The sequence below is a fragment of the Microvirga tunisiensis genome (genome assembly GCF_009296175.1).
GTDB classification, from domain to species: domain Bacteria; phylum Pseudomonadota; class Alphaproteobacteria; order Rhizobiales; family Beijerinckiaceae; genus Microvirga; species Microvirga tunisiensis.
Genome location: NZ_VOSK01000126.1, coordinates 1 through 18,918, shown reverse-complemented (window position 1 = coordinate 18,918; position 18,918 = coordinate 1). Strand labels below are relative to the sequence as shown.

Below are 18,918 nucleotides of genomic sequence, written 5' to 3'. Positions count from 1 at the left end.
GAACAAGAGCATCCGGGAGTGGACCGAGCTGCTGGCCGGCGACGAGGTGCTGGCCACGGCCATCCTCGACCGCCTGCTGCACCGAGCGCATGTTCTCAACATCAAGGGGCGCAGCTATCGCCTGCGGGATCTGGAGGAGGCTCTCCAGCGGGCTCACGCTTGAGCCGTCGTAAAACTGGATGTCGCCTTATCTCGTAAATCTCGGTGTCGCTTGACAGGTGTCCGCAAGAAAATCGTCAAACCTTAAGTTCTCTCTCATCGCCTGTGCAGGATTGCTGCCAATGCTCGCTCTCGGCGCATGTGCGGATTACGTGAAGCACAGAGATACGATCACAGCATCGGCCGGAGACGCGATAGCGCACAACAAAGTCGTGCACATCGACGATCCGTGGCCACGCGTCGCCTCGGACACCCGCATCACCGGAAATGGCCGACGGGTCGATAAGGTGACGAAGCGTTATCTCAATGGCAGCGCCACCTCGTCTCCGACATCGCTGTCCATTACGCTCCCGACATCGAATTCGCCCTCCCCGGACGGTTCGCCTCCGGCACAGTGAGATGGGCTGATAAGACCAACTTCAGCGGAATGACCGAACGGCCAACAAAAAGGCTCCGGGCAACTCGGAGCCTTAACGGCTTTCCGATTGATGCCTGAAGCCGTCTAGGTCGGAGCCTGTTCCTTGCCGGGCGCCTGCGACTGGCTACCGGCATCGCCTGGCTCCTCGCGCCGCGGCAGTTGGCTGCCGCTCACCCAGCGCACGATGTCGAGCATGACCACGGTCAGGGCCTCGTCGAGGGCTCGGGCGGCATTCGGTGCATCGACAGCGCTGGCGGGGATGCTGGCGCGGAAGATGCGGCCATTCACGATGCGGCCGTTCTGATCGCTGACGATCTTCACGGAGATCTCGGCAACCGCCTGATTGTCCGGCGTCGCGATCTCGAACCGGCGCAACTCGGAGATGAGCTGGACGTCGGCCACGGCGCCGCTGCTCGGCCTTGAGACGCCCCGGAGCTGCGAGGCATTCTCGAAGGTGTTGATCAGGCGGGTCTGGATCAGGCGCGGCAGGTTGTCGGCCCACTGCCCTCCTCCGATGAACGACACGGAGCCGCTGGCATCCTTGACCAGGATCTGCTGGGTCGAGAGCTGCTGCAGGGCCGCAGGCTCGTTGACCAGAACCTGAACCCCGGACGCACCCCGGATCCGGGACATCGGCGCCGAGAGGTCATAGGTTGCCGGTGCCGGCCCCGACGAGCAGGCGCCGGTCAGGGCAGCCAGAACCAGCACCGGAGCAACGCGCCGGAGCAGGCAGGCTCGATCGATCAGGGGGGACGACACGGAGGATCCACGCATACTGGTTACTTAACGGCGTCCACTATACTCGGGGAGGTTTGAACGACCACCGAAAAGAAACTGCTGTGGATTACGTTCGATGCTGCGGACCGCGCGGCTGATGTCCCCGAGCGTTCTGCGACCTTCGACCGCCAGGGCCTCGTATTCCCGCAGGCCCGATTCCGTGAACCGGTTGACGCCGCCGAGAATACCCTGGATGCCCTCGGTCCGCTGGTTGAGGTCGTCCGCAAGCTCCCGGACGGAAACGGCGGCGGCCCGGATTTCGTCGAAGGCTCCCTTGCCGGATTCACCGGAGGCCGAGCCCAGGAACTTCTCGGCGCCCGCCAGAACGCCGTCGATTCGGTCGGCCGACTTGTTCAGCTTCTCCGTGATGGAGCGTGCCTCCTGGATAGCCTTGTCCACATCCGGGCTTCGCCGGCTCAGAGTCTGGGTAAACGTATCGATATTGTCGACCGTGCGGCCAACCTTGGCAGGATCGATGGCGCGGGCGAGTTCGGCGATCTCACCGACAGCATTGTCCAGCTTGGGTGCGGTCTCGTTGAGGCGAGCGATGAGACTGGCGGCGTCCCGAAGGGCATTGTTGATCGCCTCACGGTTCTCCCCGAGCGCTCTCGTGAAATTGTCCGTATTCTCGACGATCCGGGCGACACGCTGGCCATCGACCGAGTTTGCCACCTCCTCGACCTTGTCGACGGTGCGCCCGACCTTCGCCGGATCGATGGCCTTTGCGATATTCGAAATGTCTCCCACGGCGCTGTCCAGCTTGGGAGCGGTCTCGTTGAGACGGGCGACGAGGCTGTCCGCGTTGCGCAGGGTATCGGTGATGGCCTGTCGGCTCTCGCCGAGGGACTGGGAAAAGCCCTCGACGCTCTCGACGATTCGGGTCACGCGCTGCGGATCGACTGCGCGGACCACCGCGTCGACATTGGTTGCGAGCGTCTCAAGCTTTTCAGCCAAAGGGCCGACCTTCTCGGCGGCCTGTCCGATTTGGGCCAGGAAGCGGTCGATGCCTTCCGAGTTCTCGCCCAAGGCCTGAGAGAAGCGCTCCACGTTCTGGATCGTCCGGCTGATGGCGCCCTCGTTGTCGGAGACGACCCGCCCAACCCGTTCCAGCACGTCATCGGCCCGACGGGCGATGTTGCGCGCCGTCTCGATGAGATCCTGGAAATCGGAACGGTCGGCGAAGATCGTCGGCATGGGCTGGCCCGGACCGGCCACGAGGGGCGGAGCGCTCGGCTCGCCGCCCGAGAGACCGATATTCGCGACGCCGGTGAGACCCTGGTACTCCAGACGGGCGCGGGTATCGGAGCGGATCGGCGTGCGGGCGTCGACCTGGACGATGCCGACGACCCGGCGCGGGTCCTCGGGCAGCAGGCTGATATCGGTCACTTCGCCGACGCGCAGGCCGTTGAAGGACACGCTGGATCCTTGCGAGAGCCCCGAGACCGAACCGGAAAACACGATGCGGATGCTCTGGCGGGCCTGTCCCCGCTCGCCGCCGGAGAACCAATACACGAAGCCGAAGGCAGCCGCGATCACCGCCAGGGTGAAGAGGCCGATCAAGGCATAGTTTGCACGCGTTTCCATCGTTACCCTTGCGCGCCGCCGGCCATGACCGCGCGTGCCCGTTTCCCATGAAAATAAGAGCGAAGCCACGGGTGATCTGATTCCAGCATCACCTCGATGGGACCCTCCGCGAGAATTTTTCCCTCGCCCAGAGCCGCTATGCGGTCGCAGACCGAATATAGGCTGTCCAGGTCATGAGTTACCATGAATACGGTCAGGCCTAAAGTCCGCTGTAACGTCGCAATAAGGTCGTCGAACTCGCCAGCGCCGATGGGATCGAGGCCCGAAGTCGGCTCGTCGAGGAAAACAATCTCAGGATCGAGAGCAAGCGCCCGCGCCAGGGCCGCGCGCTTGATCATGCCGCCCGACAACTCGGAGGGAAGTTTGTCGGCTGCATCCGGATTCAAGCCCACCATCTCGATCTTAAGCATGGCCAGTTCGTCGAGCAGCCGGTCCGACAGGCGCAGGTATTCCCGCATCGGAACCTGGATGTTCTGCTTCACGGTCAGCGCTGAAAACAGCGCCCCCTGCTGGAACAGCACGCCCCAGTGCCGCTCCAACTGGCGGCGCTCCTCGGCCGACAGCTCATCCAGGTTCTGGCCCAGCACCTCGATGGTGCCTGCCCGCTTGGGCACGAGCCCTAGGATGGCCCGGGTCAGCACCGACTTGCCCTGACCGGAGCCGCCGACGAAGCCCAGGATCTCGCCGCGATAGACGTCGAGATCGAGGCCTTTCAGGATCGTCCTGTCTCCGAAGCCGACCTCGACGCCGCGAGCGCTGATGATCACGTCGCGGTCATTCGGCGATTCGGTGGGGCGCCGTTCGAGCATCATGTCAGTAATTAATCGCTGCAAAGAACATGGCGAAGAGGCCATCGAGCACGATGACCATGAAGATTGCCTTTACGACCGAAGACGTCACGTGCTGGCCCAGGGACTCGGCGGAACCCGCAACGGCCAGCCCCTCCAGGGTCGCAATGATGCCGATGACAAGCGCCATGAAGGGAGCCTTGATGATGCCGACCATGAAGGTGTTCAGACTGACCGCGGCCCTGAGGCGCGTCAGGAAGATGTCCGGGCTGATTTCGCCGTAGACCCAGGTCGTCAGGGCGCCGCCCACGAGCGCCGCGATGGAGGCGATGAAGGTCAGGAGCGGCAGACCGATCACCAGCGCCATGATGCGCGGGACGATGAGAACCTCGATGGGATCGAGACCCATGACTCGCAGTGCGTCGATCTCCTCCCGCATCTTCATGGAGCCGATCTCGGCGGTGAAGGCCGAGCCCGAGCGTCCCGCCACCATGATGGAGGTCAGGAGAACGCCCAGCTCGCGCAGGACCAGGATGCCGATGAGGTCGATGACGAAGGGGGTGGCCCCGAACTTCACGAGCTGGAAGATACCCTGTTGCGAGACGATGCAACCGACGAGGAACGAGATCAGGACGATGATCGGAACGCCACGATAGGCGATCTGCTCGAGCTGGTTGACCACGGCCGTGATGCGGAAGCGCCGGGGATGGACGATCACGCGCAGCAAAGCGGAGATGAGTTCGCCCAGAAAGCCGACGCCGCCGACCATGTCCCTGCCGGCCCCGGCAACGCTCTGACCCACATCGACGAGAAAATCGACCGCACGGGAGTGCCGCGGCTTCGGCGCACCTTGAAAATCGCGATAGGCCGCCTCGTCGAGAAGGATCTTCTGCTCCGGCGTCGCATTGGCGAAATCCACCTGCCCCTTGGCGGAGAGCTCGTGCCGTGTGCGGTTGAGCGTCCAGGCACCGAGAGTATCGAGACGCCCGACGCCGCCCAGATCGAGGGTCAGGGGAAAGGTGCCGGCTTCCGTCGCAATCTCATCCGTCAGGGCCTCGACCTTCTCGGCATGCGGCGCCGTCCAGGGACCGGCCAGCCGGACCGTCGTCTGCCCCCCGGCACGGTCGATTGCGACTTCCGGCTCGCGAGCCAAGGTGCTCTGCGCCACGATCATCCCTTCGGCGTTGATTCCGCTTGGTGATAGCGTGTCATTGCGCCACAAGTCGAGACGAAGTTAAGAAGAGAGCCCAAGAGAATGCGCCAGCTCGCCGTTTCCATCGACCGTTTCCCCATTGCCGGAAAATTCACGATCGCCCGCGGCTCGCGCACGGAGGCGGTTGTGGTCACGGCGACGATCTCGGAGAACGGGGCGACCGGGCATGGAGAATGCGTGCCCTATCCCCGCTACGGGGAGACGGTCGAAGGCGTGGCAGCGGCCATCGAAGCCATCCGGCCTCGGATCGAGGCAGGGCTGAGCCGGGAGGCGCTTCAGGATCTCATGCCGGCAGGAGCGGCCCGGAATGCCATCGACTGCGCGCTCTGGGACCTGGACGCCAAGCGCTCCGGCATCCGCGCCCATCTGACCGCAGGGCTGACCCGGTGGCCGCCTGCGACCACGGCCTATACGATCAGCCTCGACAGCCCGATGGCATGGCCGAGGCTGCTGCCAAGGCGGCTGAACGACCGATTCTCAAGGTGAAGTTCGGTGCTCCAGATGGCGATATCGAGCGGGTCAGGGCCGTCCGCCGGGCAGCGCCCCAGGCGACCCTGATTGCCGACGCCAACGAAGGCTGGACCGAGGAGAACCTGGAGCAGCACCTCGCGGCCTGCGCCGATGAGGGCTACGGGCTGGTGGAGCAGCCCCTCCCCGCCAAGGCCGACGGGTTCTTGAGCCGCATCTCCCGCCCCGTTCCGATCCTGGCCGACGAGAGCGTGCATGACCGGGCGAGCCTCGACCGGCTGGTCGGCCTCTACGAGATCATCAACATCAAGCTCGACAAGACCGGTGGGCTGACCGAGGCCCTGGCCCTGGCCGATGCGGCGGAAGCCAAAGGCTTTTCGCTCATGATCGGCTGCATGGTCGGCACCTCGCTCGCCATGGCGCCCGCCCTGGTGCTCGCGCCCCGCGCCCGCTTCGTCGATCTCGACGGTCCGCTCCTCCTCGCGAAAGACCGGGAGCCCGGCCTGCGTTACGAGGGCAGCATCGTCTACCCGCCGGAACCCGTCCTCTGGGGTTGATCCTTCTGAAGGCGGACCACCGCCAGCATCAGCACGAATCCGATGGCTCCCAGGGGAGCCATCGCGGCAAAGACGCCGGCACCCGCTTCGCTGTAGATCACGCCGCTGACGATGGTGGAAGCCGCCGTCGTCAGGGCGGCCAGCGAACCGTAGTTCCCTTGCGCCCTTCCCCGCGCCTTCATGGGGGCGAGGGTCGCCAGGGCCGCCATGGTGCCGATGTGGGTGGCGGCGAAGGACAGGCTGTGCATGGTCTGCAGCACGAACATGACCTCCGTCCCTGGCTGCAGGGACATGATCGTGAAGCGGATGACCGCCGCGGCCGACCCGAGCAGGATCAACCCGACGCCCGAACTGCGGCCGACATGGCGGCCCAGATAGACGAAGACCAGGATTTCGGCGATCACTCCGGCCGCCCAGAAATAGCCGATGACCTCGTCGGAGAAGCCGATGGAGCGCCAGTAGATGCTGGCGAAGGCGTTCAGGGCGCCGTGGCTCCCCTGAGTCACCGCTCCCGCAATCAGCACCAGCCACAGGATCCTGGACAGCCTTGGCGAAGTCCCCTCCGTCTGAGCCTCGCTTGGGCTCGCAGGCTCGGGGACTTCGTGTGGGACGGCGATCAGCGTCGCCGTGAGGCCCAGGAGGGGAATGAGGGTCAGGGCGACGATCACGATGTCCGGCCCGAAGGCGCCGACCAGATACCCGCCCACGATGTTGGTGATGAAGAACGCCACCGAGCCGGCGCCCCGGATCCGGCCGTAGTTCAGGCCCGGATGGCGCTGGACCGCATTGGTCGAGACGAGATCGTTGCCCGGGATGATGCAGGACTGCGCGATGGCGACAAGGGCCACCAGGGCCATGATCGTGACGCTGTTGTCGGTCAGCAGGAAGAGCGGAAAGCCGATCAGCTGCCCCAGATGGCTTGCCAAAAGCAGCCGGCGTGCCCCGAACGACCGGTCCGCCAGGCTCAGGAGCGGTGCGGTCGCCAGGATCCGGACGATGATGGGGATAGCGACCACGAATCCGATCACAGTCGGCGACAGCGCCTTGCTCTGCAGCCAGAGCGGGAAGAAGGGCAGATACATCCCGTGGCTGGTGAAGCTGGCAGCCTGCAACGCACCCAGGCGGAATTCGAGAGCTTTGAGCGGATGCATTGGGAATGTGGTCTTCTGGAATCGAGAATCGGGGCCAAACGAGCAAGAACGCGGTGCAAGACTACCCCTGAAGGCCTTGCAGGGGTTGAGCTTGCAGGCACTTTGCACACATCTGTTGGAGACAGGAATCAAACCAGGCAGAGATGGATTGCGCCACCATGCCCGATGAAGAGACCAACGTCACGTTCGGCGATCTGGATTTCGACACTATCGAAGCGGCCGTCATGGAGACGGCACGCGGCCGCTGGTTCCTGAAGGAATATGCGAGGCGCAACCGCAATGCGGACACGCAGGCCGTTCTCGAGGCCGTGGACCGCCTGAAGGAACTGCCCCTGGATGCCAGGACGGTCGAGCCCTTCAGAACTTGCCTGGAGAAATTGGTCGCCTCGATCCGGCAGACCAAGGCGGAGGTCCGCTCCTTTCCGGTTCTGGAAGCTGACGATCCCTTGAACACCCTCTCCGAGGCGGAACTCCAGGAGGCGGCCGAGCAGCGCATCCGGCGCATGGCGTCGACGCTTCAGAGCCTGGAGAACGAAATTCAGGGGATGATCGATCTCAGCCGGGTGGAGATCGACCGGACGGAAGTCTCTGTGGAAACCGGCCCTTTCGAGGGTGAGAAGGCTCAGCATCTCCACCCGCATTCCGCCTTCCTGATGTAGGGGCAGGCTATCTCCCGGAATGGGCTTTCTCGATATTGGAGAAGAATTGCCGGGCGCTTTCGTGCCAGGTGAAGGTCTCGCCATAGGCCCGGCATCGATCCCTCGGGATGTCGAGCGCCGCAAGCGCGGCGACCCGCAGGTCGGCGTCGAGGACGCCGCAGCCTGAGGCGCCGATCACATCCAGCGGGCCGGTGACCGGAAAGGCCGCAATCGGCAGGCCGGAGGCCAGCGCCTCGATCAGCACGATGCCGAAGGTATCGGTGAGGCTCGGGAAGACGAAGACGTCCGAGGAGGCATAGACCCGCGCCAGATCCTCCCCGGTGAGAGCGCCGAGGAAGCGGGCTTCCGGGTATCGTCGCCCGAGTTCGACGCGTGAGGGCCCGTCTCCCACCACGACCTTGGTGCCGGGCAGATCGAAGCTCAGGAAGGCGTCCAGGTTCTTCTCGACGGCGACGCGCCCGACATAGAGGAAGACGGGTGCGGCCGCGTCCAGGATCCGTTCGTTTCGTGGTCGGAACAGAGCGGTGTCGACGCCCCGCGTCCAGCGCATGATGTTCTCGAAGCCGCGCCCCGTCAGCTCCCGCTCCAGGGAGGGCGTGCTGACCATCATGGCGCGGGCCGCCCGATGGAAGCGCTTGAGCGCCTGGTAGCACCATGCCTCCGGGATTTTGGTCCGCGCAGCCACGTATTCCGGAAAGCGCGTGTGGTAGCTCGTGGTGAAGGCCCGCCCCTGGCGCGCGCAGGTCAACCGCGTGGCGAGCCCGATCGGTCCCTCCGTCGCGATGTGGACATGGGTCGGCCGGGTTTCCTCGAGGATTCCCGCGAGAGATCCGGGCATGACCAGGGACAGGCGGATTTCCGGATAGGTCGGCATCGGGACGGAGCGGAAGCGCTCGGGCGTGAGGAACACGACCTCCGCACCGAAGCGCGGCGCCTCGGCCGCCATGTATTCCAACGAACGCACTACCCCGTTGATCTGCGGACGCCATGCATCGGTGGCGATCAGAACGCGCATCAGGCGGCCCTCTCGCTGATCTTCACGTCGACGAGACCTTGATCGCGGGCCGGCTCACGCTGGCGGTCCGTCCACCGGATCAGCTCGAAGGAGCCGTCGTAGTGCTCGACCACCGCCGTGCAGGGCTCGACCCAGTCGCCAGTATTCACATAAGCCACGCTGAACCGATCGTGCATGATCGCGTGGTGGATATGCCCGCAGATCACGCCATCGGCCTCTTGGCGCCGGGCTTCCGCGGCGAGAAGCTCCTCGAACCTGCTGATGTAGTTCACCGCGTTCTTGACCTTCAGCTTGGCCCAGGACGAGAGCGACCAATAGGTCAGGCCGAGCCGCCGCCGCACGATGTTGAGATAGGTGTTGATGAACAGAGCTGTTGAATAGGCTCCATCTCCGAGAAGCGCGAGCCAGCGGGCATGCCGGACCACGAGGTCGAACTGATCGCCATGGATCACGAGATAGCGCTTGCCGTCGGCGGTTTCATGAACCGCATAATCCGCAAGCTCGATGCCGCCCAGATTGACCCCGATATAGTCACGCAGGAACTCGTCGTGATTGCCGGGAAGGTAGATAAGGCGGGCCCCCTTCCGGACCTTGCGCATGAGCTTCTGCACGACATCGTTGTGGGCCTGGGGCCAGTACCAGCCCGATTTCAGTCGCCACCCATCGACGATGTCGCCGACGAGATAGATGGTGTCCGCATCGTAGGTCTTGAGGAAGTCGAGCAGGGCACCGGCCTGGCACCCCTTCGTGCCTAGATGGAGGTCCGACAGGAACAACGTCCGTACGCGCACAGCATTCTCATCCTGAGCCATGGGCTCCTCCGGCGGGCTTGCTGAGCGATAGCCAAACCGGATTCGCATCTCGTCCCCATGACGGTTTTCCTGCAGATTTGTGACGGCCGGCCACGAAGCATCGCGCCTCAAAGGCTGGCCGATCATCGACCTGCGGCGTCATCACCGGCCCTGGGCCGGTGATTCCGATGGACAGCCAGCGCCCGGTTCCGCTCGCGGTTTCATTGGGCCTTCGTATCCTCCGACTGCCCCCTCCGCCGTCATCACCGGGCTCGTCCCGGTGATCCCGATTGGAAAGGCGCCGCGCCTCACCGCATCGAGATGGCCGGGACAGGCCCGGCCATGACGGCAGAGAGTATTTTGGGCCGGTGATCCCGATCGTGTCTCTCGCCCTCATCCTGAGGAGCCGCTGCAAGCGGCGTCTCGAAGGAGGAGTTCAGGGCTCTTCCGGACCCTCCTTCGAGACGCAGCCTCACGGCTGCTCCTCAGGATGAGGGCGATGGGTCTGGAAGCGGGATGGCCGGGACTGATCCCGGGATCAAGTCCGGGAAGGCCATGACGGGGGAGCAGGACAAAGGAGAGCATGACGAAGGCGGTCGCAGGACAGGGAGAGGATATCAGTCCCGGAAGGCTCGTCCGTCCTTTTGTCCTGTTCCCAGCTTCCTTCTCGGGTCAGCCAAAAAGTCGGATTCCAAGACGGATCGATTTGCCCTAGAGCCTTCGCTTCGGATCGGGGCGGAGATCGTCGATGAACGGACCTGACGTTATTGGGCTGTTTGGTGTTGCGGCCTATTTATCGGCCTACGGGCTATTGCAACTGGGCGCGCTGAAAGTAGAGGACAATCGTTACGCGCTTCTCAATGCGTTGGGCGCAATACTGATCCTTTACTCGTTGTTCTTCGACTTCAATTTGGCATCCTTCGTCACGCAATCTGCATGGCTCATGCTGACGGCACTGGGCTCCATACGGTCCCACATCAAGCGCTCAAGAACAGCCCGATCCTGACCCCATGCGTCGGACGCAGGGGCTTTCGCTTCGATTGGGGGTTCACGACGCGGCTCGTCCGTGGTTGGTTGCAGCATCAAAGCGACGCCATCCGTGAAAACCCGCCACCTGTGAAACCTCTTCTGGGGATCTCCCTCAAAGTCATCTCCGCCGTCGTCTTCACGATGATGTCGGCGACCCTCAAGACGCTCGCCGCCCGCTATCCTGTCGGAGAGATCGTCTTCTTCCGCTCGGCTTTTGCGCTGTTGCCGCTGCTGCTGTGGCTGAAATGGGAGGGCGACCTCATCAATGCCGTGCGGACGAAAAACGTCGTCGGACACTTCAAGCGGGGGTTCATCGGCACGGGCGCGATGTATCTCGGCTTTGCCGCCCTCTCCTATCTCCCCCTCCACGACGCCATCGCCATCGGCTATGCCTCGCCCCTGATTGCCGTGATCCTGGCGGCGCTCCTCCTCAAGGAGACGGTGCGCGCCTATCGGTGGACAGCGGTCGGCATCGGGTTCGTCGGCGTCCTGATCATGCTGTCGCCCTACCTGAAGGTCGGCACCTTCGGCGGAGACCTGACCGCTGGACCGACCCTTGGTGCGATGCTGGCCTTCGCCGGAGCCTTCTGCTCGGCTGGCGCCATGATCCAGGTTCGGCGCCTGACCCAAACCGAGAAGACCGGCGCCATCGTGTTCTACTTCTTCATCATGGCATCCGGCCTGTCGCTCTGCACCATCGCCCTGGGTTGGCGCATGCCGGATTCGATGGACTTCGCCCTGTTCATTCTCATCGGCATCCTGGGCGGTGTCGGGCAGATTCTGGTCACGCAATCCTACCGCTTCGCAGACACCTCGGTAATCGCGCCGTTCGAGTACACCACCATGATCTGGGCGCTTCTGTTCGGCTGGTTCATGTTCGACGACCTGCCTACGGTCACCGTGCTGATCGGTGCGATCATCGTCGCTGCGACGGGTCTTTTCATCGTCTGGCGCGAGCATAAACTCGGGCTTCTGCGGACCAAGGAGCTTCAGGCTATCCCCCAAAGGCCCGGTGTCTGAACCGAAAAGAACCGTCGCGACCGCTCCGGTGCTTGACCCGTTCCGTCGATTACCCCACAACCGTTTTGAGGAACGAACGTTCTCTTTTTCAGAACAGAGGCAGTCATGGGTGTCGAGGGCAAAGAGCGGAGCCGGGACCTGGAGTCGGGCGCACAGGTTCTGTCCGGCAACATGGGCAAGACGATCCAGCGGCTGCGCAAGGCCTACAACCTGTCCCTGTCCGAGCTGGCTGAACAATCCGGAGTCGCGAAGTCCATCATCAGCCAGATCGAACGCAACGAGACCAACCCGACGCTTGCCACCATCTGGCGGCTGAGCCAGGCCCTCGACGTCTCGATCGAGCGGGTTCTCGCCTCCGGGGACGAGGAGCCCTTCATCGAGAAGTCCTCCAAGGCCGATACCCCGATCCTCGTCTCCGAGGACGGCAAGATGCGCCTAGCCATCATCGGCTGGCTCAAGACCATCGAGTGGCTGCAATGGTACGACGTGCAGTCCGAGCCCGGTGGCGTACTCGACTCCGACAGCCATCAGCGCGGCTCCGTGGAGTGCCTGTCCGTCCTGGACGGAGAGTTTGAGGTCGAGGTCGGCGGCGTGACCCAGCAGGCGAAGGCTGGGGAAAGCCTGCGCTACCGCTGCGACCGTCCCCATTCGGTGCGCTGTATCGGCAATGCCCCTGGCCGCGCCACCATGGTCTGCATCCTGAAGGCCGCCGTGATGGATTGAGATCCTCCAGCCAGGATCTCGTACATAGCGTTCGTCCTGAGAAACGGGCCGGGCCTGTAACAGCCTCCCCGTCATCACCGGGCCTGTCCCGGCCATCCCGATCCTGTGAAACGATCCGCCTCATTCAATCGGGATCACCGGCACAAGGCTGGTGATGACGAAGGAGGGGAAAATTCTCTTGGGAGATTGAGCGCCCAAAGCTCGGGCCCTCTTTATTCAGGCTTCTTGAAGCCCTGCCTCGGCGGCAGGGACAGCAGGTATTCCGCCATGGCCTGACGGTCCGCATCGGGGAGCTGGGCCGTATTGGCCACCACGGCTCCCATCGGCCCGCCGACCGTGTCGAAATTCGGCGTCTCGCCGGTCTTCAGCAGGGTCGTGAGATCATCCGCCGTCCAGCCTCCGATCCCGCTCGGATGAGGGGTGATGTTGGGAACGGTCCCCCGGCCCTCCGGATCGGGTCCGCCGGCGAAGCGCCGATCCTCGATGATGGCACCCGCAGCATTGCGCTCGCTGTGGCACTCGGCGCAGTGCCCCGGCCCGTTCACCAGATAGGCTCCCCGGTTCCAGCTCGTCGATTTGGACGCATCCGGCCGGAAGACCTGCCCGTCCAGGAAGGCAAGCTTCCACAGACCGAGACCGCGGCGGAGGTTATAGGGGAAAGGCAGCTCATGATCCGGAGCGCGCCCTTCGACGGGCGCGAGCGTCATGATGAAGGCGAAGAGATCTGCGAGATCCTCCGGGTTCATCCGCTGATAGCTCGGATAAGGAAAGGCTGGATAATAGTGGCGTCCGTCGGGAGAGACGCCTTCGCGCATGGCGCGAACGAAATCCGCCGTGCTCCAGGAGCCGATGCCGTCCTGCTTGTGGGGCGAGATGTTCGGAATGTGGAAAGTGCCGAAGGGCGATTTCAGCGCATACCCGCCGCCGAGCCGCAGCTTGTCGGCCTGACTGGGCACGGCGTGGCAGGAGGTGCAGCCTCCGGCGAAGAACAGGGTGCGGCCGTTCTCCAGGTTGGGTTGGCGCATCGAACCGGCAGGCGGTGTCGGAGAGACCGGATCATTGCCGCGGATGAGGGCATAGGCCGCTGGTGAGGTCAGCCCCCAGAAGCCCAGCGCTCCAACAAGTGCCAGAACCAGAAGACCCACGATTGTCTTGCGCATCCCTCTCTCCAAAACGAAACGAGCGGCCGGAAGGGCCGCTCGCGATGAACCTGAGAAGACTTATGAACTCTTCTTCCGGAACTCGTTGTGGCAGACGCCGCAGTTCTGGAGCACCTTCGACATTTCCGACTTGAACGACGCTTCGTCCTTGATCGTGGTCATGGCCGTCTGGGCGTCCTGGCTCATCTTCGTTCCATAGGAATCGAACTTGGCCTTGTTCTCCCAAATCGTCGGCAAGGCCTCGGTCTTCGGCGCGTCCTTGGAATTTTCCGGGAAGAGAGCCACGAACTTCGTGGGATTCTCCGCAAACACCTTCAATCCAGCCTGGACCTTGGCGAGATCAAACGGCTCCTGGCCACGCATCATGGCGCCTATCGGCCGTGTCTGGGCAGCCATCTCCTTCATGAGGCCTTGACGCTGCTCGACGACATTGCTCTGGGCGATGGCCGCCGTCACTCCAATCGCCAAAAGGCTGGCGACGAAAATAGTACGCTTCATATGTTCTTTCCCTCATGGGCGCGACCGAGGGTCTTCCAATGAACCAGGGTCAGCGGGCCGGCATTAGCGCATATCTCTTCAAGCTTGAGCACTGCACTTTAGAACACATCTATGTGAGGTGCCCGATGGATCCGCCTTATTCCACAGGCTCGCCCGATGCGGCCCAATCCTTGAAGCCGCCCTTGTAGTGCTCGCGGATGTCGCGGCCCGCCGCTTGCGCGACTTCGATGGCCCGGACCGACCGGACGCCCGCCGCACAGGAAAAGACGATTCGCTTGTCCTCGGGCAGAGCGGTCGGATCGAAGGACGAGAGCGGATGCGAGACGGCTCCCGGGATATGTCCGGCGGCGAATTCATGCGGTTCGCGGACATCGACCAGCACGAAGGAGCCTTCACGAAGCCCCTGCTTGATGGCCTCGCGGTCGAGATCGATAACTCTTGGCGCTTCACTCATGAAAATTCCTCCCTGCGACGGGTCACTCATACCGGCTTACCAGGGAGGAGTGCAATCTTGTCGCGGTTCAGGCGAGAGGCGGAATCCGCAGTACCCAGCCCGGCTGGATCATGTCAGGATCCTTGACCGGTGGGGAATTAGCTTTGACGATTTCCGTGTACTTCGCGCCTTTGCCCTTCCCATAATGCTTCTCGGCAATCTCCCAGAGGGTGTCACCCTTCTGGACCGTATACATGGTCGAGACGGCGGAGGGCTGCTGAACCTGCAGCTCGCTCGTATCGACCTCGGCGACGCCATAGGTATTGCCGAGGGAAAGGATGATCTTCTCGGCCTCTTCCTGGTTGGTGGCTTGCCCCGACAGTTTCACCTTGTCGCCTTCCACCTGGATTCCGAGCTTGGTGGCATCGAACCCGTGGCCCTGAACTTCCTGCTGCAGCTTCTCCGGAGTCGCGGCGGCGGCGCTGCCGCCGAAGATCTTGGCACCGGCTTCCTTGATGAATTTGAACAGACCCATATCGTCCTCCGCCTGCCTGGCTCACGACGGCCAAGCTGGGAGGAAGACGCGTGGGCATCTCAAGGGTTCCGCTCAGGCCAAGCTCGAAAAGACATCGGCCAGCGACGGCAGGCGATCCTTGAGCCTGAGCAGGGCGATCAACTCGATTTGCACGAGGGCGGTTTCGAATTCCTGATCCGTCTCATGCTCCAGCCGCTCCTCGAAGGCGGCGAGGATCTCGTCCTTGGAGCGACCCTTCACCGCCATTATGAAGGGAAATCCGAATTTCTGCCGGTAGGCATCGTTGAGCTTCAGGAAGCGGTCACGCTCCTCCGACGTTAGGCTGTCGAGCCCGGCGGAGGATTGCTCGCCGCGGGAATCGACTGTCAGATCGGCAAGCTTCAGGCGTCCGGCGAGATCGGGATGGGCGTTGATCAGCGCCAGCTTCTGCTCGCGGGTTGCTTCCGAGAGCGCGTTGACCATGGCGGCATGAAGCCCCTCCGTCGTATCCTGCCCCGTGGTCAGCCCGGCGTCATATGTGCGCTCTGCGATCCAGGGCGAATGCTCGAAGATGTCGCCAAAGAGCTCGACGAATATCATCCGATCCATGCGGCTGGGCTTCAAATCCGCCGGATGATGATGGCGAATCCAATGGTGGGCGATGTCGATGCGCCGTGCCACCCAGACATTCTCATGGGAACCGATGTAATCCAGGAACCGGGCCAGAGCCGCGGCGCGTCCGGGGCGGCCGGCGAGGCGGCAATGGAGGCCGACCGACATCATCTTCGGCGAAGTTTCGCCTTCTGCGTACAGCGTGTCGAAGCTGTCCTTGAGATAGGCGAAGAACTGGTCGCCCGAATTGAAGCCCTGTGGGGTCGCAAAGCGCATGTCGTTGGCATCCAGCGTATAGGGCACGATCAGCTGCTGCCGGTCGCCATGCTGTTCCCAATACGGCAGATCGTCCGCGTAGGAATCGGCGCTGTAGAGAAAGCCGCCCTCCTCCGCCACGAGGCGGTTCGTGTGCTCCGAGGTGCGGCCCGTATACCAGCCTAGGGGCCGCTCGCCCGTCACCTCGGTATGGATGCGGATCGCCTCCTTCATGTGCGCCCGCTCCTCCTCGACGGAGAAGTCCCGGTAGTCGATCCACTTGAGCCCGTGGCTCGCGATCTCCCAATTGGCCTCCTTCATGGCGGCCACCGCTTCCGGGTTGCGCCTGAGGGCCGTGGCGACACCATAGACGGTCACGGGCAGGTTGCGCTCGGTGAACATCCGCCACAGGCGCCAGAAGCCGGCGCGGGAGCCGTATTCGTAGATCGACTCCATGCTCATGTGCCGCTGGCCGAGCCAGGGCTGCGCCCCCACGATCTCCGACAGGAACGCCTCGGAGGCCCGGTCGCCGTGGAGGATGTTGTTCTCGCCCCCCTCTTCGTAGTTGATCACGAACTGGACGCAGATCCGGGCCCCGTTCGGCCAGCGCGGATGCGGCGGGTTGCGGCCGTAGCCGACGAGGTCGCGGGGATAGGAGGTCTCAGGCAAGGTCAGCTTCCTCGATAGGTGGAGTAGCTCCAGGGCGAGACGAGGAGCGGAACGTGATAATGACCGTCGGGATCCGCGATGGTGAAGCGGACCGGTACGACATCCAGAAACGGCGGATCTGCCGTCGCGGTGCCGAGCGATTTGAAATAGCCCCCGACCGCGAAGACGAGCTCATAGGTTCCTGTGCGGAACGCATCGCCGATCATCAGAGGCGCATCCGTGCGACCATCGGCATTGGTTGTCGTTCGCACGATTGAACGGCGCTGCTCGCCTTCGATGGCGAAAAGCTCGATGGCGACCCCGTGTGCGGGCTTGCCGTTCACGGTATCCAGAACGTGGGTGGACAGGCGTCCCATAAGGCCTCGCAGTCGGTGTCGCGTCCTTCGGCGGTTGGAATCTTTCGGGACCGAGTTCCGCCGTCAAGCGCATCCATAAGTCTAGTTGCACAAGTCTTGGGCTTACGCGACAGGGATCCTGTTGAAAAATCGGCAGAATGGGCCTTCCGCCAAGGGGGGCCGGGCCCTAGGCTGTGATGTCTCTATCTGACCAAGTGGCTGCATGCTCGACCCGCAAATTTCCGAATGGATCAGCCAGATCATCCGCTGGATCCATGTGATTACCGCGATCGCCTGGATCGGCTCGTCCTTCTATTTCATCCATCTGGATCTCAGCCTGAAGAAGCGGGAGGGGCTGCCCGAAGGCGTCGGCGGCGAGGCGTGGCAGGTTCACGGCGGCGGGTTCTACAACATGCGCAAGTATCTCGTCGCGCCGCCCGAACTGCCCAAGGAACTGACCTGGTTCAAATGGGAGAGCTATTCCACCTGGATCAGCGGCTTCTTCCTCATCGTCTGGGTCTATTATCTTCACGCCGACCTCTACACCATCGATCCGGCTGTCCGCGCCCTGGAGTTCTGGCAAGCGCCCGCCATCGGCATCGGCGGCATCGTGGTGAGCTGGTTCGTGTATGAAGGGCTCTGTCGCTCGCCGCTGGGCAAGAACGGCATCGTCCTCGGCGTCGTACTCTTCGTCTATATCCTGCTGGCTGCTTTCGCCTTTACCCAGGTCTTCAACGGCCGCGCCGCCTTTCTCCATACGGGCGCGATGATCGCCACCTGGATGTCGGCGAGTGTCTTCTTCATCATCATCCCGAACCAGAAGAAGGTGGTCGCCGAACTCCTGGCGGGCCGCTCGCCCGACCCAAAGCTCGGCAAGGAAGCCAAGCTGCGCTCGACACACAACAATTATCTGACGCTTCCCGTCATCTTCCTGATGCTGTCGAACCATTACCCGCTGGCGTGGTCGTCGCGCTATGCGGTCGCCATCATCGGGCTGATCGTCATTGCAGGCGCCGTGGTCCGGCACTTCTTCAATTCGCAGCACGCGGGCAAGGGATCGCCCTGGTGGACCTGGGGCGTCGCCGCAGCCTCCGTCGCGCTCGCGATCTGGCTCTCCATTCTCGGCAAGCCCGGGAACGCCAATCTGGCCGCGGCTCCTGCGGACGGGGCGCCTGCCGCCGTTATGGCATCCTTCGACGAGGCCGTGCTCGCGATCCAGTCCCGCTGCTCCATGTGCCATGCGGGCGAGCCGGTCTGGGAGGGCATTACCACCGCCCCGAAGGGCGTTCGCCTCGACACACCGGAGGAGATCGCCCGCCATGCGGAGATCATCCGTATCCAGAGCGTGCTGACCCACGCCATGCCGCCCAACAACATCACCGAGATGACCCTGGACGAGCGCAAGGCCGTGGCAACCTGGCTGGCGGCCAAAGAAACGGCCACTCGCTGACCCTGTGCACGCGCCACCGACAACCATAACCAATGGAGTAACCGAGTGACCGAACTCACCCTGGAAACGGCCCAGAAAATCGCCACAGCCACCCTCAAGACCGCACGGGAAAAATCCTTCAAGCCGCTTTCCGTCGTCGTCTACGATGCAAGGGGCGCCCTCAAGGCACTCCTGTCGGAGGACGGCACCAGCCTGAAGCGGGCCGAGATCGCGATGGGCAAAGCCTACGGCGCCCTGGCCCTCGGAGTCGGCTCGCGGGCTCTTCACAAGATGGCAGTGGATCGGCCGTACTTCGTGGCCTCGGCCACTCATGCGGTCGGCGGGCAGCTCGTGCCGGTTCCGGGCGGCGTCCTGATCAAGGATGGACAGGGCGCAATCCTGGGGTCGGTGGGCGTCTCAGGCGACACGTCCGACAACGACGAAATCGCCGCGGCCAGCGGGATCGAGGCCGCCGGACTGGTGTTCGACGCGGGGGCCTGAGCCCTCCTCAGGGTAACATTGGCAAAAGTCCGGGCTGAGCTGGCGGGTCGGGGTTCCGGCGCAGCGACAATTCTGATTCAATCCCCTGCATGTCACCGGCCCCGGATCTTGATGGCCTGTCGAACGCCGATCTGAAGCGGTTGGTGCTGGAGCTGTTGGG

The 18,918-nt window shown here is 63.4% G+C and carries 20 protein-coding genes and 2 pseudogenes; 9 read left to right on the top strand and 13 right to left on the bottom strand.

Features of this window, described 5'->3' with window-relative positions; genetic code table 11:
• Window positions 1-142: pseudogene (locus FS320_RS24070) on the top strand (ATP-binding protein); the annotation flags it as partial.
• Between the two features lie 139 nt (window positions 143-281).
• Window positions 282-557 carry a pilus assembly protein gene (locus FS320_RS24065; RefSeq protein WP_152714455.1) on the top strand — a complete coding sequence of 92 codons (276 nt, stop codon included), beginning with the start codon at window positions 282-284 and terminating at the stop codon, window positions 555-557.
• 104 nt (window positions 558-661) lie between these two features.
• Here the strand turns inward: FS320_RS24065 and FS320_RS24060 are convergent, their stop codons facing one another.
• Genes FS320_RS24060 through FS320_RS24045 form a run of 4 tightly spaced genes read right to left on the bottom strand, consistent with a single transcriptional unit; the run spans window position 662 to window position 4,900 of the window.
• The gene (locus FS320_RS24060; protein ID WP_338105459.1) at window positions 662-1,336 is read right to left on the bottom strand and encodes an ABC-type transport auxiliary lipoprotein family protein; all 675 of its coding nucleotides are present in this window, start codon (window positions 1,334-1,336) and stop codon (window positions 662-664) included.
• A 24-nt stretch (window positions 1,337-1,360) separates the two neighbouring features.
• Window positions 1,361-2,938, bottom strand: coding sequence for an MlaD family protein (locus tag FS320_RS24055; RefSeq protein WP_152714453.1), 1,578 nt, complete (start codon window positions 2,936-2,938; stop codon window positions 1,361-1,363).
• 2 nt (window positions 2,939-2,940) lie between these two features.
• Window positions 2,941-3,747, bottom strand: a complete 807-nt coding sequence (locus FS320_RS24050) for an ABC transporter ATP-binding protein (RefSeq protein ID WP_404293828.1) — start codon at window positions 3,745-3,747, stop codon at window positions 2,941-2,943.
• A 4-nt stretch (window positions 3,748-3,751) separates the two neighbouring features.
• Complete coding sequence (locus FS320_RS24045) at window positions 3,752-4,900, bottom strand: ABC transporter permease (RefSeq protein ID WP_152714451.1); 1,149 nt, start codon at window positions 4,898-4,900, stop codon at window positions 3,752-3,754.
• Between the two features lie 81 nt (window positions 4,901-4,981).
• Here FS320_RS24045 and dgcA point away from each other — a divergent pair.
• Window positions 4,982-5,964, top strand: a pseudogene (gene dgcA / locus FS320_RS24040) (N-acetyl-D-Glu racemase DgcA).
• Here the strand turns inward: dgcA and FS320_RS24035 are convergent.
• Window positions 5,934-7,115: an MFS transporter gene (locus FS320_RS24035; RefSeq protein WP_152714450.1), complete on the bottom strand. Its 1,182-nt coding sequence runs from the start codon at window positions 7,113-7,115 to the stop codon at window positions 5,934-5,936. The pseudogene dgcA and the gene FS320_RS24035 overlap by 31 nt on opposite strands.
• A 158-nt stretch (window positions 7,116-7,273) precedes the next feature.
• Here FS320_RS24035 and FS320_RS24030 point away from each other — a divergent pair, with 158 nt between their 5' ends.
• The gene (locus tag FS320_RS24030) at window positions 7,274-7,774 is read left to right on the top strand and encodes a hypothetical protein (RefSeq protein ID WP_152714449.1); all 501 of its coding nucleotides are present in this window, start codon (window positions 7,274-7,276) and stop codon (window positions 7,772-7,774) included.
• A 7-nt stretch (window positions 7,775-7,781) separates the two neighbouring features.
• On the opposite strand, the gene FS320_RS24025 is transcribed toward FS320_RS24030, so the two are convergent.
• On the bottom strand, window positions 7,782-8,789 hold the full coding sequence (locus tag FS320_RS24025; protein ID WP_152714448.1) for a glycosyltransferase family 4 protein: 1,008 nt from the start codon (window positions 8,787-8,789) through the stop codon (window positions 7,782-7,784).
• Window positions 8,789-9,601, bottom strand: coding sequence for a UDP-2,3-diacylglucosamine diphosphatase (locus FS320_RS24020; protein WP_152714447.1), 813 nt, complete (start codon window positions 9,599-9,601; stop codon window positions 8,789-8,791). The genes FS320_RS24025 and FS320_RS24020 overlap by 1 nt, the downstream gene beginning before the upstream one ends.
• A 727-nt stretch (window positions 9,602-10,328) precedes the next feature.
• Between FS320_RS24020 and FS320_RS24015 the strand changes: the two genes are divergently transcribed.
• The 3 genes from FS320_RS24015 to FS320_RS24005 all read left to right on the top strand — a co-directional run bounded on the left by FS320_RS24015 (window position 10,329) and on the right by FS320_RS24005 (window position 12,352).
• On the top strand, window positions 10,329-10,586 hold the full coding sequence (locus FS320_RS24015) for a CBU_0592 family membrane protein (RefSeq protein WP_152714446.1): 258 nt from the start codon (window positions 10,329-10,331) through the stop codon (window positions 10,584-10,586).
• 110 nt (window positions 10,587-10,696) lie between these two features.
• Entirely contained in the window at window positions 10,697-11,629 is a 933-nt protein-coding gene (locus tag FS320_RS24010; RefSeq protein WP_162003199.1) for an EamA family transporter, read from the top strand.
• 105 nt (window positions 11,630-11,734) lie between these two features.
• Window positions 11,735-12,352 carry a helix-turn-helix domain-containing protein gene (locus FS320_RS24005; RefSeq protein ID WP_152714444.1) on the top strand — a complete coding sequence of 206 codons (618 nt, stop codon included), beginning with the start codon at window positions 11,735-11,737 and terminating at the stop codon, window positions 12,350-12,352.
• Window positions 12,353-12,564: 212 nt separating this feature from the next.
• Here the strand turns inward: FS320_RS24005 and FS320_RS24000 are convergent, their stop codons facing one another.
• From FS320_RS24000 to uraH, 6 genes are all read right to left on the bottom strand, one after another.
• On the bottom strand, window positions 12,565-13,512 hold the full coding sequence (locus FS320_RS24000; protein WP_152714443.1) for a cytochrome c: 948 nt from the start codon (window positions 13,510-13,512) through the stop codon (window positions 12,565-12,567).
• A gap of 60 nt (window positions 13,513-13,572) precedes the next feature.
• Entirely contained in the window at window positions 13,573-14,010 is a 438-nt protein-coding gene (locus tag FS320_RS23995; RefSeq protein WP_152714442.1) for a c-type cytochrome, read from the bottom strand.
• 136 nt (window positions 14,011-14,146) lie between these two features.
• A complete protein-coding gene (locus FS320_RS23990; protein WP_152714441.1) occupies window positions 14,147-14,464 on the bottom strand; it encodes a rhodanese-like domain-containing protein in 318 nt (105 codons plus the stop codon).
• 67 nt (window positions 14,465-14,531) lie between these two features.
• Window positions 14,532-14,978, bottom strand: a complete 447-nt coding sequence (gene lysM / locus FS320_RS23985; RefSeq protein WP_152714440.1) for a peptidoglycan-binding protein LysM — start codon at window positions 14,976-14,978, stop codon at window positions 14,532-14,534.
• 72 nt (window positions 14,979-15,050) lie between these two features.
• Window positions 15,051-16,493, bottom strand: coding sequence for an allantoinase PuuE (gene puuE, locus FS320_RS23980; protein WP_152714439.1), 1,443 nt, complete (start codon window positions 16,491-16,493; stop codon window positions 15,051-15,053).
• Window positions 16,494-16,495: 2 nt separating this feature from the next.
• A complete protein-coding gene (gene uraH, locus FS320_RS23975) occupies window positions 16,496-16,849 on the bottom strand; it encodes a hydroxyisourate hydrolase (RefSeq protein ID WP_152714438.1) in 354 nt (117 codons plus the stop codon).
• A 202-nt stretch (window positions 16,850-17,051) separates the two neighbouring features.
• Between uraH and FS320_RS23970 the strand changes: the two genes are divergently transcribed.
• Both FS320_RS23970 and FS320_RS23965 read left to right on the top strand, forming a co-directional pair.
• A complete protein-coding gene (locus tag FS320_RS23970) occupies window positions 17,052-18,278 on the top strand; it encodes a urate hydroxylase PuuD (RefSeq protein WP_152714437.1) in 1,227 nt (408 codons plus the stop codon).
• A 45-nt stretch (window positions 18,279-18,323) separates the two neighbouring features.
• A complete protein-coding gene (locus tag FS320_RS23965) occupies window positions 18,324-18,758 on the top strand; it encodes a heme-binding protein (RefSeq protein ID WP_162003198.1) in 435 nt (144 codons plus the stop codon).
• Window positions 18,759-18,918: the final 160 nt, after the last annotated feature.

Coding starts and splice junctions, on each gene's coding strand:
- FS320_RS24045 (WP_152714451.1), bottom strand. CDS start 4,900: ATGATCGTGGCGCAGAGCACCTTGGCTCGCGAGCCGGAAGTCGCAATC.
- FS320_RS23995 (WP_152714442.1), bottom strand. CDS start 14,010: ATGAAGCGTACTATTTTCGTCGCCAGCCTTTTGGCGATTGGAGTGACG.
- FS320_RS23990 (WP_152714441.1), bottom strand. CDS start 14,464: ATGAGTGAAGCGCCAAGAGTTATCGATCTCGACCGCGAGGCCATCAAG.
- FS320_RS24035 (WP_152714450.1), bottom strand. CDS start 7,115: ATGCATCCGCTCAAAGCTCTCGAATTCCGCCTGGGTGCGTTGCAGGCT.
- FS320_RS24050 (WP_404293828.1), bottom strand. CDS start 3,747: ATGCTCGAACGGCGCCCCACCGAATCGCCGAATGACCGCGACGTGATC.
- lysM (WP_152714440.1), bottom strand. CDS start 14,978: ATGGGTCTGTTCAAATTCATCAAGGAAGCCGGTGCCAAGATCTTCGGC.
- uraH (WP_152714438.1), bottom strand. CDS start 16,849: ATGGGACGCCTGTCCACCCACGTTCTGGATACCGTGAACGGCAAGCCC.
- FS320_RS24015 (WP_152714446.1), top strand. CDS start 10,329: ATGAACGGACCTGACGTTATTGGGCTGTTTGGTGTTGCGGCCTATTTA.
- FS320_RS24025 (WP_152714448.1), bottom strand. CDS start 8,789: ATGCGCGTTCTGATCGCCACCGATGCATGGCGTCCGCAGATCAACGGG.
- FS320_RS24005 (WP_152714444.1), top strand. CDS start 11,735: ATGGGTGTCGAGGGCAAAGAGCGGAGCCGGGACCTGGAGTCGGGCGCA.
- FS320_RS24065 (WP_152714455.1), top strand. CDS start 282: ATGCTCGCTCTCGGCGCATGTGCGGATTACGTGAAGCACAGAGATACG.
- FS320_RS24055 (WP_152714453.1), bottom strand. CDS start 2,938: ATGGAAACGCGTGCAAACTATGCCTTGATCGGCCTCTTCACCCTGGCG.
- FS320_RS23970 (WP_152714437.1), top strand. CDS start 17,052: ATGCTCGACCCGCAAATTTCCGAATGGATCAGCCAGATCATCCGCTGG.
- FS320_RS24030 (WP_152714449.1), top strand. CDS start 7,274: ATGCCCGATGAAGAGACCAACGTCACGTTCGGCGATCTGGATTTCGAC.
- FS320_RS24000 (WP_152714443.1), bottom strand. CDS start 13,512: ATGCGCAAGACAATCGTGGGTCTTCTGGTTCTGGCACTTGTTGGAGCG.
- FS320_RS24020 (WP_152714447.1), bottom strand. CDS start 9,601: ATGGCTCAGGATGAGAATGCTGTGCGCGTACGGACGTTGTTCCTGTCG.